Origin of the sequence: Clostridium mediterraneense (assembly GCF_900091705.1) — a bacterium.
Taxonomy (GTDB): Bacteria; Bacillota; Clostridia; order Clostridiales; family Clostridiaceae; genus Sarcina; species Sarcina mediterraneense.
The window spans coordinates 1693348-1708164 of the sequence record NZ_LT594785.1; the positions used below are offsets into that span (position 1 = coordinate 1693348).

The 14817-nt window shown below is 25.8% G+C and carries 13 protein-coding genes; 1 reads left to right on the top strand and 12 read right to left on the bottom strand.

Annotated elements, in window-relative coordinates:
- Positions 1-31: 31 nt before the first annotated feature.
- From BN8917_RS10105 to BN8917_RS10120, 4 genes are all read right to left on the bottom strand, one after another.
- A complete protein-coding gene (locus BN8917_RS10105) occupies positions 32-346 on the bottom strand; it encodes a hypothetical protein (RefSeq protein WP_066874037.1) in 315 nt (104 codons plus the stop codon).
- Between the two features lie 167 nt (positions 347-513).
- On the bottom strand, positions 514-1860 hold the full coding sequence (gene gdhA / locus BN8917_RS10110; RefSeq protein ID WP_066874039.1) for an NADP-specific glutamate dehydrogenase: 1347 nt from the start codon (positions 1858-1860) through the stop codon (positions 514-516).
- Between the two features lie 234 nt (positions 1861-2094).
- On the bottom strand, positions 2095-3465 hold the full coding sequence (locus BN8917_RS10115) for an MATE family efflux transporter (RefSeq protein ID WP_066874041.1): 1371 nt from the start codon (positions 3463-3465) through the stop codon (positions 2095-2097).
- 328 nt (positions 3466-3793) lie between these two features.
- Positions 3794-5413 carry a SulP family inorganic anion transporter gene (locus tag BN8917_RS10120; RefSeq protein ID WP_066874043.1) on the bottom strand — a complete coding sequence of 540 codons (1620 nt, stop codon included), beginning with the start codon at positions 5411-5413 and terminating at the stop codon, positions 3794-3796.
- A gap of 147 nt (positions 5414-5560) precedes the next feature.
- Between BN8917_RS10120 and BN8917_RS10125 the strand changes: the two genes are divergently transcribed.
- Positions 5561-6580 (top strand): branched-chain amino acid aminotransferase, encoded by a 1020-nt coding sequence (locus BN8917_RS10125; protein ID WP_066874045.1) that lies wholly within the window; start codon positions 5561-5563, stop codon positions 6578-6580.
- A 73-nt stretch (positions 6581-6653) separates the two neighbouring features.
- On the opposite strand, the gene BN8917_RS10130 is transcribed toward BN8917_RS10125, so the two are convergent.
- The 8 genes from BN8917_RS10130 to BN8917_RS10160 form a co-directional block, all read right to left on the bottom strand.
- On the bottom strand, positions 6654-7751 hold the full coding sequence (locus tag BN8917_RS10130; RefSeq protein WP_066874047.1) for a DUF5808 domain-containing protein: 1098 nt from the start codon (positions 7749-7751) through the stop codon (positions 6654-6656).
- 5 nt (positions 7752-7756) lie between these two features.
- The gene (locus BN8917_RS10135) at positions 7757-8137 is read right to left on the bottom strand and encodes a GntR family transcriptional regulator (RefSeq protein WP_066874049.1); all 381 of its coding nucleotides are present in this window, start codon (positions 8135-8137) and stop codon (positions 7757-7759) included.
- A 191-nt stretch (positions 8138-8328) separates the two neighbouring features.
- Positions 8329-8913 (bottom strand): hypothetical protein, encoded by a 585-nt coding sequence (locus BN8917_RS10140; protein WP_066874051.1) that lies wholly within the window; start codon positions 8911-8913, stop codon positions 8329-8331.
- Positions 8914-9104: 191 nt separating this feature from the next.
- Positions 9105-9233: a GNAT family N-acetyltransferase gene (locus BN8917_RS14830; protein ID WP_341472958.1), complete on the bottom strand. Its 129-nt coding sequence runs from the start codon at positions 9231-9233 to the stop codon at positions 9105-9107.
- A 149-nt stretch (positions 9234-9382) separates the two neighbouring features.
- On the bottom strand, positions 9383-10447 hold the full coding sequence (locus BN8917_RS10145) for a hypothetical protein (protein WP_084748587.1): 1065 nt from the start codon (positions 10445-10447) through the stop codon (positions 9383-9385).
- Positions 10448-10558: 111 nt separating this feature from the next.
- A complete protein-coding gene (gene pulA, locus BN8917_RS10150; RefSeq protein WP_084748589.1) occupies positions 10559-12571 on the bottom strand; it encodes a type I pullulanase in 2013 nt (670 codons plus the stop codon).
- A 123-nt stretch (positions 12572-12694) separates the two neighbouring features.
- Complete coding sequence (locus BN8917_RS10155; RefSeq protein ID WP_066874055.1) at positions 12695-13414, bottom strand: Bax inhibitor-1/YccA family protein; 720 nt, start codon at positions 13412-13414, stop codon at positions 12695-12697.
- 168 nt (positions 13415-13582) lie between these two features.
- Positions 13583-14764 (bottom strand): hypothetical protein, encoded by a 1182-nt coding sequence (locus BN8917_RS10160; RefSeq protein ID WP_066874057.1) that lies wholly within the window; start codon positions 14762-14764, stop codon positions 13583-13585.
- Positions 14765-14817 lie beyond the last annotated feature (53 nt).

Sequence of the window (14817 nt, forward strand, 5' to 3'; positions counted from 1 at the left end):
TATTGTTTTCTAATAAGGATTATTTATGCTTTTATAATTTTACCTTATTTGTCTTAATTATCTTTTCAAAAGATTCTTTTAATATTGGAACTTCTATTCCTTTTTTCTCAAGTTCTTTAAATCTCATATTGATTCTTTCTGAAGTTTCCTTTATAGAAAATCTATCTCTAGCCTTAATTGCTGTTACTAGATAATCAAGTAAATAATCTATATTAGCTACACTTTTAGCTTCTTTTTCTTTGCCTTCATTTACAAGGTCTACAATAATATCATATACCTTTGGTGATAAAATCTCATTTTTACATGCAAATAAAAAGTCATCATTTCTACTTGTTTTTTTGCCCATCTATATTCCTCTTTCCTAAAATCTATATTAATTAATTTAATCAAAATAAAAAAATTTCTTTCTTTTATATTATAAATACTATTATTAATATTTCAATATTTTTATTTTATATTATTAAATTTAAATATAAAAAGAGATAGCCTTTATAGACTATCTCTTAAAATTTATTAAATTACACCTTCTGCAAGCATAGTATCTGCAACTTTTATAAATCCAGCAATATTAGCACCAACTACTAAATTACCTTCATATCCATATTCTTTTGCTGCATTTTTTGAATTCTTATATATATTAGTCATTATATTTTTAAGTTTTTCATCAACTTCTTCAAATGTCCATGACATTCTTAAACTATTTTGACTCATTTCAAGAGCTGAAGTTGCTACCCCACCTGCATTAGCAGCTTTAGCTGGTGCAAACATAATCTTAGAATCTATAAATAATTTTTGGGCTTCAAGTGTTGAAGGCATATTTGCTCCTTCTCCAACTGCTATAACTCCATTATCAATAAGCATTCTAGCTTCATCTTCATTAATTTCATTTTGTGTTGCACAAGGAAGAGCTATATCACATTTTATTGACCATATTCCTCTACAACCTTCTTTATAAACTGCATCTGGTTTATAATTTATATATTCCTTAATTCTAGCTCTCTTAACTTCTTTTATTTCTTTTATAATATCTAAATCAATTCCATTTTCATCATAAATATATCCTGATGAATCTGAAAGAGCAACTACTTTTGCACCAAGTTGTGTTGCTTTTTCTGTAGCATATATAGCAACATTTCCTGAACCAGAAATAACTACTTTTTTACCATCTAAGCTTTGTCCATTATCAATAAGCATTTCATTCATAAAGTAAACAAGTCCGTATCCTGTCGCTTCTTTTCTAGCAAGGCTTCCACCATATGTTAATCCCTTACCTGTTAATACTCCATTTTCAAAAGTATTTTTAATTCTCTTATATTGCCCATACATATATCCTATTTCTCTAGCTCCAACACCTATATCTCCAGCTGGAACATCAATATCTGGTCCTATATGTTTACAAAGTTCTGTCATAAAACTTTGACAAAATCTCATAACTTCTCTATCTGATTTTCCTTTTGGATCAAAGTTTGAACCACCTTTTCCTCCACCTATAGGAAGAGTTGTTAATGAATTTTTAAATATTTGCTCAAATCCTAAAAATTTAATAATGCTTAAGTTTACTGAAGGATGAAATCTTAGCCCTCCCTTATAAGGTCCTATAGCTCCATTGTATTGAACTCTATAACCTTTATTTACTTGAACTTTACCATTATCATCAATCCATGGAACTCTAAACATTAACACTCTTTCTGGCTCAACAAGTCTTTCTAGAATACCTTCTTCCATATAAACTGGATTTTTTTCTATAACAGGTATTAAAGATATTAAAACTTCATACGCAGCAGCATGAAATTCTTTTTCTCCAGGATTATTCTTCTTTAAATCTTCAATTAGATTATTGATGTATTCAGTTGCATTCATTCTAATTTCCCCTCCTAATTAAAATTAATTTTATAAACTAATTATACCATCACACGAACAATTTTAAAATATTTTTCAATATATTTCATATATATTATCAATTTAATTCTACATTCTGTAAATTATTATTAATTTATCAACAAATATATGCCTACTATCAAATCACAAGTATAATTTATAATAAATACAAACAATAAAAAAGCTATCTAAAAAATAGATAGCTTTCTTATATTTTTAATCTAATGTAATTAAATCACGTTTATTAATTTTATGTTCTTTAATATATGGATTTTTATAAAATGAATAAGCAAGTTGTATACACATAAATCCCCAAATAACAGGCTCACAAATAATTACTCCAAAATATTTAAGAGCTGGAATAAATAATATTACAAAGACTATCTTACCAAAGAATTCAATAACACTAGAAACAAGAGGTAATAATTTTTCTCCCATACCTTGAAGTGCATTTCTTAAGTTTAATAATATTCCAAGAACAGCATAAAAAGGTGCATTGAATATTAAATATCTGCTTCCATTATAAATAATTTCCTCTTGACTAGAACCTGATAATAATCTCATTAATATAGATGATCCAAATACCAATATTATAGTAATAATAATGCTCCATACAATTGACATCCCATTTGCAAAAAATACAGCTTTTCTTATTCTTGCTCCCTGATTTGCTCCTTTATTTTGTGAAACAAAAGTAGATAGACTCATAGATATTGCACCAATTGGTATCATTGCAAAACTACCAATTTTACGCGCTGCTGTATGACCAGCTATAATTAAATGTCCAAAGCCATTAATACTTGTCTGTAATATCACTGTTCCTGTAGAAACAATTAAAAGCATAATTCCCATTGATAAACCTTGTCCTAATAAATCCTTATATAAAGCCTTATCTAATTTAAAATGTTCTTTCTTAGGAATTAAAATAGGGCATTTTACAAAAATATAAATAATACATAATACTCCTGAAATCCCTTGTGATATAACTGTTGCAAAGGCTGCTCCCTTAATTCCCATATTAAATTGAGTAATAAATAATATATCTAATCCAATATTAATAATAGATGATATAATAAGAAATACTAAAGGCATAACACTATTTCCTATAGCTCTTAAAAATCCTGAACATAAATTATATAAGAACATAACTCCAACAAACATAGATACTATAAAAATATAAGAATATGATTCTTCTATAATATTAGCTGGAGTATTTATAACTTCTAATAATGGATATAAAAATAATGCTGAAATTCCCATTATTGCAATTGTTATTCCTAATCCAATAACCAAAGATCCAGCGACAGATTTCTTTATTAATACTTCATCTTCTGCTCCATATCCTCTTGATGTAACAATACTAAGACCATTACCAACTCCTAAAGCAAATCCAACTAAAAGTTCATATACAGCTGCACATGCTCCTATAGCTGCTAAAGATTTATCTCCTAAATAATTTCCTACAATCATTATATCTACTGTATTGTATAATTGCTGAAATAAACTAGATATAAAAATTGGAATTGCAAATATAATAAGAGATTTTAATATCTTCCCTTTCAATAAGTCTACATTTGTGCTAAACATTTAATTTTATCCCCTTCCCATTAAAATATTTAAATAATTGCATTAAAGTATAAATTTGTATATAAATATTTATAAGTATAACACAAAATAACTGCCTATAATATTGTTAATAATCTCATTATATTGTACTAATTCATTAACTTATCTTAATAGTTCTAAAAACTTTACTATCAGTATTTTTAAAATTACAAATAAATTCCTTAGCTATCTCTAACATTTATTTAAAAATATAAAAAAAGTAATATAACATTTAAATGTTATATTACTTAAAGTATAGATATAATCAATAATCTTTTTTACTAAATTTATCGAAATTATATAAAAAGAACTAACTAGATTTCAAACTAAAGTTACCTATTTTAACTTCATCTAAAGAAGGATACAGCTCTATTTCTTCCTTTATTGATTTATTAAGTATTTTTTTATTTTTTTCATTTAGTCCTGTTATTATAAACTTAGAATTATTCCCTTTACACATGATAGACATATGTTCAAACATATTAAGAATAGTAGCATCTAAATCTGCTATATTATTAGTACTTAAAATAAGTGCTTCTAATTTCTTATCTTCATTTTCTCTTATAATATCTCTTAAAATACTAGCTGATCCAAAGAATAAAGGACCTGCTACCTTATAAACAGAAATTTTATTACTATTAACTTCTTCTTTGATTATCTTAGTTGATTCTAAATTATCTATTTTTATTTTATTAGACATTTTCCACATAAAGATAACTGCTGATATAACTACTCCTACAGTAACTGCTATAACAACATTAAATATAACTGTTAAAATAAAAGTAACTATTAAAAGTAATAAATCATCTTTTGGACCTTTAAACATCGCTCTAATTACATTTAATTTACTCATTCTATAAGCAACTACAAGTAATATAGCTCCAAGAGTTGTTAAAGGTATATATTCTGCTATTGGCATTAATACTAACATTATTATTAAAAGAACTAGTCCATTTACTATACCACCTATTGGAGTTCTTCCACCTGCTTTCATATTTGCTGTTGTTCTAGCTACAACTCCAGCCGCTGGAATACCACCAAATAATGCTGAACCCATATTAGCAAAACCTTGTGCTATAAGTTCAGTATTTGAATCATGTTTTTCACCAATTATTTCATCTGAAATAACAGCTGATAATAATGATGATATTGCACATAATAATGCAATTGTTATTGCTGGATTTATAAGTTGTTTAATCATATCCAAACTAAACACTGGTAACTTTGGCATAGGAATATTTCCTGAAATATTTCCAAATGTACTTCCTATAGTTGCAACATCTAAATTAAAGAATTTAACTACAAGTGTTGCTATTATTAATGCAAGTAATGTTCCTGGTATAGATTTATTTATCTTAGGTGAAATTACTATAATTAGTATAGATATAATTCCTATTGTAAATGTTATGTAATTTATAGTATTTAAATGCGTTATATATGTAATCCATTTATTTATAAAATCTGAAGGTATCTTATCTATTTTAAGTCCTAAAAAATCCTTAACTTCTGTAGTAACAAGTATCATTGCTACTCCAGCTGCAAATCCAACAGTTATAGGATATGATATATATTTAATTAATGAACCTAGCCTAAATAAACCTAGTAAAATTAAAATTATTCCTCCTATAAAAGTCGAAAGTATAAGTCCTTCTAATCCATACTTTTGTACTATACCTAAAACAACAACAACAAATGCTCCTGTAGGTCCTCCTATTTGTACAGAAGTTCCACTTAATATTGATACTATTATTCCAGCAACTATTGCTGTTATCATACCAGCTTGAGGTGTAACTCCTGATGATATTCCTAAAGCTATTGAAAGTGGTAAAGAAATAATAGCTACTCCTATCCCTGCTTTAATACTTTGGATAAATTGGTCTTTTGTTAATCTCTTTTCTGTAAACATAGAAAAAAACTTTGGTACACTCATTTAACTTTTCTCCTTAGCTTAATTTAATTTAAAATACTTTCCTATTATACACTTTTTAATAAAAAAGTAAAATTTACATTTAATGGATTTTATTTTTTCACTATGATAGAATTGTATTAAAACATTTTTATAATAGAGGTGGTTTTCATGCAAAAAAATATAGATTGGGATAATTTAGGTTTTAATTATATAAAAACAGATTTTCGCTATATATCTATATGGAAAAATGGAAAATGGGACGAAGGAAAACTCACAAAAGATAATACAATTACATTAAGTGAAGGCTCTCCATGTCTTCATTATGGTCAACAATGTTTTGAAGGTCTTAAAGCATATAGAACTAAAAATGGTAATATTCAATTATTTAGAGTTGATGAAAATGCTAAAAGAATGAATAAAAGCTTAAATCAATTAATTATGCCTGAAATTCCAGAAGAAAAATTTATTAAAGCTTGTATAGAGGTTGTAAAAGCTAATAAAGATTATGTTCCTCCTTATGAAAGTGGAGCTACTCTATATATTAGACCCTTTGTTATAGGTGTAGGTGACAATATTGGAGTAAAACCTGCTGATGAATATATTTTTTCAGTATTTTGCACACCAGTTGGAGCATACTTTAAAGATGGGCTTTCCCCTGTTAATTTTATGATAGCTGATTATGACAGAGCTGCACCTCGTGGAACTGGTGGAATTAAAGTTGGTGGTAATTATGCTGCAAGTCTTAAATCTCATTTAATAGCAGTTGAGCATGGTTTTGCAGATTGTATTTATCTTGATCCTGCTACTAATACTAAAATTGAAGAAGTTGGAGCTGCCAATTTCTTTGGTATAACACATAATAATGAATTTATAACACCAAAATCCCCATCAATTCTCCCTAGTATAACTAAATACTCATTAATGTATATAGCAAAAGAATATCTAAATCTTGATGTATATGAAAGAGATGTATTTATAGATAATATAGATGAATTTAAAGAAGCTGGAGCTTGTGGTACTGCTGCTGTTATAACACCAATAGGTGGAATAGAATATAAAAATAAGCTACATGTTTTCCATAGTACAACTAAGGTAGGACCTATAACTAAAAAATTATATGATACTTTATATGGAATTCAATTTGGAGATATAGAAGCACCAAAAGGATGGATTTTTAAAATTGACTAAAATAAAACATTATATAAATAATAGAAAAGGCTGTATCTAGAGTGATTTTTAATCACCCTAATACAGCTTTTTATTAAAGTAATGCAGGTAATAGTATTATAATTAAAATAATTATCCAAAATATTTTTCCACCTACTGTGGCATTATTAACTGTATACCCAAGTCCACTTCTTTTTTCAACCCATACACGTGGATCTGTTTTGCTATAATAAAATAATCCTCCTAATTTATACGGATTATCATCATCTATATAAATCTCTTCATTATCTATATTTTCTTTTTTCTTATTATCCTTAATATATAAAATCATAAATACTAGCATAATTCCTAAAAGATTAACCATTGGTATAAACATTAATTCTGTGCTATATGGTATAAACTCAAGTGTTATAAGTGAAAGAAGAAGCATCCATATTGAAATAATTAAAGCTATAATTAACATCATTATTGAAGTATATTTTTTATTATTTGTATTTCTAGCTTTTACTTCCTCCACTGAACCACCATTAATTCTTTGTGATTTATTTTTCATCCCTTTTACACTAAAGAATACAATACATAAAACCATTATACTTAAAAGAGGAAGAAATAAAACTTGAAGTTTTGTACCAATATCATTTCCAGCTCCAAATTCATCAGGCCCATTAAATCCAAAATGAAGTGCTACTTGATTTGGTAAATCATTTATATTAAATAACACTATAAGAAATCCTATTATCGCTATTGCAAAAGGAATCACATACCACCAAAGACTAAGCATGATATTTTCTCTTTCAACCGAAATATCTAGAATAACCTTCTTTGATGAAAGCATTGTCCAATTTTCTGTATTCTTAATCTCTAATACTTTTTTATAAGATGAATAATAAAACATCCCTGATAGAAGTATAAAACCTAATACTGAGATTAGTACTCCTAGTACAACACTTGTTGATATTAAAAGAATACAAAATATAATAAATAATATTGAACATATTATAGCTATATTTCTTTTATATTTTTTCTTAATATTTAATAATCTTTCATCACTTACATATTCTTTAGGTATCCTAATTCCAAAAAGAACACTTCCCCCACCTCTAAAGTCATTAATATAGAAAGCTCCCATAAATAAAATAACAAAGATTGGTATAAAAATAACGAAGCTTTTAAATAAAACACTATTATCCATATAAATTACTCTCCTTTATAACTTAGAAAAATATTATTTAATTTATCAATCATTAGTTCCTTACCAATTCCCCTTGCAACGCATTCTGCAACATATATCTCTAATTCTTTATCTAAAGTTATATTAAATTCTTTATTCTTTTCTCTATAATCATAACTTATTAAAGCACCTTTTCTTCTATCCATTTTTATATAGCCATCTTCTTTTAAAAAATTATACGCCTTATTTACAGTATGCATATTAATATCTAAGTCAGCAGCTAGATTACGAACTGACGGAAGAGAATTATTTTCTATTAACTCCCCCTTTGCAACAGCTTTTATAATTTCATTTTTTAATTGAAGATAAATAGGTACTTCACTTTCAAAATCTAATTCTAGTATCATACTGTTCCTCCTTTTATACCTGTTATATATATAATAGAACAAGCGAATAGAAATATCAAGATATATTTATAATATTTTACAAATACTTTTTAGAAACTTTTAATTTTATATTTTTACCTAAATATAAAATTAAATAATCTTATTAAGACAACAAAAAGCTTCTAAATCTTATACATTTAGAAGCTTTTTTATTAAACATTATGATAATATAATCCACTTTTATCTATTAACTCTTTATAAGTCTCAAGTCCCTCTTCATCTTTATAAAATATAGGAAACTCCAAATTATAATTTCCCCATACAGTTAAAGGAGTATCTAAGAAATATACTGTACAGAAAAATAACTCTCTAGTATTTAGTTTAGTTATAAGTTCAATTATCTCTTTATCTAATGCTTTAAAATATACTGTATCTCCCCTCATTTCTTTTATTATTTCTAAAAATAATTCTCTTGACCTACCTTCAAGTCTTTCTGCTATATTAGAAATAGAATTATCATCTAATCTATTTATATAAAAATCTATTATTGTTCCCTTATCATTATTTAACTCATACGCTTTTTGCATGAAATCTATAAATTTATTTTCTTCCTTAGAATTAAGCATACCAATTTCATTTATAGCAAAGCTTTTTTCCTCTTCAACAGTTAATTTCTTATTATGTATACTAAGTATCTTGCTTTTATATTTTTTAAGCCCTGCCTCTATATCACTAATTTTTATCTCTACCTCATTAATAAAATCTATCTTACTTACCTCTTCTATAAATTTACTCATAATTTCTAGTGAAAAATACTAATTGTATTCTTCACTTACTTCACCACCTTTATATATTGAAAATATTATATTTATTATTTTATCATATATATTTTTACATAAGTAAATATCTAATATTCTATTTTAGAAGAATTTTCGTAATTTACTAACGTAAAAAATCTATAAAAAATATTAATATACTTTAACTCTTATTATTTATATATTTTAGCCATATAATATTCATCAATATATTCATCAATATATTCTCCATCCATAAATATTGATTTTCTTTTTATTCCTTCGATTTCAAAACCATTTCTCTCATATAATTTTTTTTGCAATATTATTAGGACACATTACAGTTAACTCTAGTCTTAATATTTCATTTTCCCCAGCCCATAAATCTAATTCACTACAAAGTTTTTTACCAATTCCTTATTAAAATAAAAAAGACATGAGAATTACCTCATGTCTTGAGAAATATATTATATTAATTAATAGCTAATTTATCTCCCACTATCTTATCTGCTTTTTCTTCGTCAAAAGCCTCATCATAAATACTATCTAATTTAGCCTTATTTTCTCCTGCCTTCTTTAAATAATTTGAAGCTTCTTTTTTAGCTATAATATATTCACTTTCAACTTGTTCAATTTCATCTGCATATATACTATCTACATCTTCATCAAAAAGTTCCTTATAAAAATCTACTATTTCATCTGTATCTAAACTTGGGAAATATTCATGTGGAGCTGTACTATCAAAGATTGCAAAGCCAAGTTCTCTTACTATTACCATATCTAAGCTACTTGGATCAAAGCCACAATGATATACTTCCACTGTAAATCCATTTTCTTCAGCCTTCTTAGCAATTTTCTTTAATACTGTTGATTTACCTGAACCAGCTCTACCTTTTATATAGTAATTTTTAAGTCCATCAATTAAATTAGGTACAAAATCAACTCCACCTTTTGGAGTTGCCGCTCCTAAATATCTATGAAAAGTTTTTCCATCAGAATCCTTTTTACTTGTAATAAGTTTATTAACTAAACTTTCTGCTAAATTATTAGCCTTAGAAAGATCCATATGATTAATATATATAGCTTCCCAAACATCATGTATTTTTAAAGCTTTTTCATAACCTTTATAAGAAGAATTTAAATTTCTATATATAGCATTTTTTAAATCATCTATATATTTTGAGTTTGCCTTTATTTTATCTGAATCTAAAGCTCCATCTAAATTAATCTCTATATTCTTAGCTTTAGAGATAACTATATTACCTCCATGAACAAGATTGCCATTAAAAATTGCTAAATCTAACTCTGGTATCTTTATAGCTTCTATTTCATCAGTATCTAAACTACTAATAATTACTTCTACATCGTATAAGGCAGCATATTGTTTTTTTAATTTTTCTAGCACCTTAGTCTTATAAGTATTACTACCACCTTTTAAAACATAGGCTTCTTTAGTATCTTGAAAGATACTATCATATAAAGGAGCAAATCCTCTTGCAGTGTTTCCACTACCGATATAATTAATTATTTTCCCCACAAATCTCAACCTTCTTATCATTTAATTATATCTTATCTTATGCTTTAAAATTATTTATTGATAACACTTTATATTTTCCAACTAAATCCCATTACTAATTTATAAATATATTTAAATTCTATTCTTAAATTTAACTGCTATAAATGCCCCAAGCCTTTTAATTTTCACTCTACTTTCATCTATATATTCAATACCACTTTCTCGCACCTTATCTTTATCTAAAATTACTTCCCAACCTTTATCATCTAGTTCAATATATTTATCAATATTAGAACCATTAAAAGCTACTAAAACTTTACTCCAATATTTATCTATATCATCACATTCTATAGTATAAGCAACTAAATTTCCTATTTCACTAAACTTATTTTCATCAATAAACTTCAAATATTTATTTATCTTTTCCTTAGAGCCTATATTAAAAACACTATGATTTTTTCTTAATGATATTAATTCTCTATAATAATCAAAAATATCTTTATTTTCTTTTTTACTATTCCAATAAATCTTATTTACACTATCTGAAGACTTATAACTATTACCATCATACTCTCCATTTTCTTTTTTCTTTGTTCTTAATAATTCTTCTCCAGAATTTATAAATGGAATTCCTTGAGATGTTAAAACTATTGCAGCTGAAAGCTTATTCATATCTATTAAATCCTCTTTACTAGCATCTTTATTTGCTAAAGATAATTTATCCCACAAAGTATAGTTATCATGACAAGAATCATAATTTATACTTTGAAAAGATTCATTTGCCCATGGATATTTATTATAAATCACCTTTGAATAATTTATATCCCTATGTTCTATGGCTCCAACTATTCCAAATTTAATTGTTTCTTCTAAATTAGCCTTACCACTTACAAATCCTCTATCACTATCTGAAAATACATTTCCCTTTATTGCATCCCTAAGATTATCATTAAAACAAGCTATTCTTTTATTTTCTATTTTTCTTATATTATCTTTTATCATACTATTTTCATTAGATAAAGTACTTTCCCCACCTTTCCATCCTTCACCTAAAAGAAGAATATCTTTATCTATCTTATCAAGCTCTTTTCTAATTTCTTCAACAGTTTCTATATCATAAAGTCCCATTAAATCTAATCTAAAACCATCAATTTTATATTCTTTAGCCCAATAAATCATAGAATCTATTATAAATTTTCTTGCCATTCTTCTTTCAGTTGCAATTTCATTGCCACATCCAGAACCATTAGAATATTCACCGTTTTCATTAAATCTATAATAATATTTAGGAACTATCTTATTAAAACTTGAATTTATAGATTCTGCAGTATGATTATAAACAACATCCATAATAACTCTAATTCCATTATCATGTAATTTCATTATCATCTCTTTAAGTTCTCTTATTCTAAGTACAGCATCCTTAGGATTTGTAGAATATATACCTTCTGGAACATTATAATTTCTAGGATTATACCCCCAGTTATACTCTCCATTTAAAACATTTTTATCAGAAGAACTAAAATCATATATAGGCATTAACTGAACATGTGTTACTCCAAGCTCTACTAGATGATTTAAGCCTGTTTTTATTTCTGCTTCATTATCAGTAAATGTTAATCCTTTATACTTACCTCTATCCTCTTCTCTAACTCCTGAAGCTTCATCAATTGTAAAATCCCTAATACTCAATTCATAAATTATTGGATTTTTACTCATTTTAGGAGAAAAACTATTTTTCCATCTCTTAGGATTAGTTTTATCTAAATTTATAACCATTGATTTGTCTCCAGTAATATTAATAGCTCTACAATAAGGATCTGTAACTTCAAATACCTCATCATTTTTTTCTATTCTATAATTATAATATTGTCTATGATAATCACCTTTAAGCTCTATATACCAAACTCCCTCTAAACATTTTTTCATATCTAGATACTTCTTTTTAGCATTTTCATCATCACTGCTAAATAAAACTAAACTAACTTTTTCAGCTGTTGGACTCCAAAGTTTAAAAATAGTTTTTTTCTTTCTATATATAGCTCCTAACCCCTCATTATGATAATATAAATTTTCTATAAGATTAAAATCATTATCCACATCAAGAACATTTTTTCTATTTATTAAATCCTCTTCAATCGTCATCTATATCACCTCTAATCTCTATATTAAAATTATATTTAGAAAAAAATATATAATGTCTTATTAAGTTTAAATAAAATTAAAAGAGCTGCCTCTTTTGAGACAGCTCATAAATAATTATCATATTTAATCTCTTGATGATATTTTTGCAAGTAAATTTAATATTTCTGTATATAACCAGATAAGTGTTACTGTAAGTCCAAATGCACAGTACCATTCCATGTACTTAGGTGCTCCATAACTTGCAGCCTTTGTAATATTATCAAAATCAGTCATTAATGACATTGCTGCTAAAACTATTACTATTAAACTAAATCCGATTCCAATTCCACCATTACCATATATAGGAGACATAACTCCGAATAGTGACATTAAAGCTGATATTAAGCTAACAGCTGCAACTGATATAATCCCTATAAACACCATTTTTCTGATTTTTTCAGCAAATGTTGGTACTGCTCTATATATAAGTAAAGTAACAATAGCAACAACTATAGTCATAAGTACAGCTTGACTTGCTATTCCTGGATATATATTATTTAATAAATTAGATAAAGCTCCTAATGCAAAACCTTCACATGCAGCATATATTATAGCTGTATATTGTGCAATCTTAGGCATAAATGTTGTAGCCATCGCAATAAAGAATCCTATTAATGTAGCACCAGTTAAAGCTGGTTTATAATTATATATTGTCATTTCAAAGCTATATAAAAATGAAGCTGCTAATACTACCATTAATATTAATGATTTTACTACAGTTCCACCAACAGTCATAACTTGTGAATCTACTTTTCCTTTTGTAGTATCTAAACCTTTTAAAATAAAAGGATTTCCTTTTTTCATCCTCTTTTCCTCCCTTGTATAACCTTAAAATATAAATTATTTATTAATAAAATTAACTTATAAATAAAATATATTAATACGTATTATATCATAAAAAAAATATTTTTCAGTAATTCTATATAATGTTAATATTTTGTTCAAAAATTATTTATATTAATAACTTATTTATTAATATAAGATAACATAATTATTAAAAACTCTAATAAGTCCCTCATATTGAACTTCTTTTTTTTCAACAATATCTCTTATAACAGCATATTCTGAAATTATTCCATCATATTCTTCTGAGTAATAAGTTATTAAATATCTATCTTCTATAAAATCTTCAACTGTTCCTATTCTTTTATCATAAAAAATATTGCAATCCCTGTTAAATACACCTAATAACCACTTATTTTCTCCTATCTCCTCTTCATAGAAAATATTTCTCTTACTTGTATTATAATAAAAATCCCCTATATACTTATTATGCTCAATTATATCTTCTTCAGTAATATATCCTTGTTTTTTATTTAAACTATAAATTCTTTCAATCCCTGTTTCAAAAAATTTCTTTCTATAATAAATTTTTTCTAAATCTTCACCTAAATATTTTACAATTCCTTCTTTATCAATTTGATCTATAACATAAAACTTTAAATGTTCTTTTCCAGACTTAATATTCTCTATAAAAGATTTAAACTCTAAAAAATTTAAGCTACTAACTTTTTTAATCTTATCATTTTTATCAAAAACACCCTTAAAATAATAAAACTCGTTTTCCCAATCTTCTCTATATGCTTCTTCAAAAAATATAACTTCCCTTTTTTTAAAGCTTGTCTTATATAAATAATCTCTTCCCCCTAAAACTAATTTAATATCTTTAATAAAATATGACCTTATTTCCTCTAAATCAATTAGATAAGCAAATTTATAATTAAAGCTAATATTACTTCTATATTTAGAATATTCTTTTGGAAGAAAGCCTGGCCTTTCTATAAATACTACTAAATTAGTCTTGTCTAATATATTTACATGCCTTAACTCTCCTTCTAGCTCTAAAATTATATTATCCTCATTTTTATTCTTCTTATAATCAGTTATAGTTAAAATATTTAAAAATTTATTTTCCTTATTAATTATAAATATAGTATCATCTTGTAAAAACACTCTATAATCATAGTACTTGCTTCTATCTATCTCAAATTCTTTAACTAATTTTTCAACTTTATTATCTATGTAGTAAATACAAATAGTAAAATAATTTTTTTTAGTTCTCTCTCTTAAGGTAGTATATATCAGAAAATCTTTATCATTATATATGAAATTAAAGTACTTACTAGAATATTTTTTTAAATCTAAGAACTTCATATAATTCTCCTCTTAATTTACTCTTCAATAAATTTTATTACTTATCAGCACTG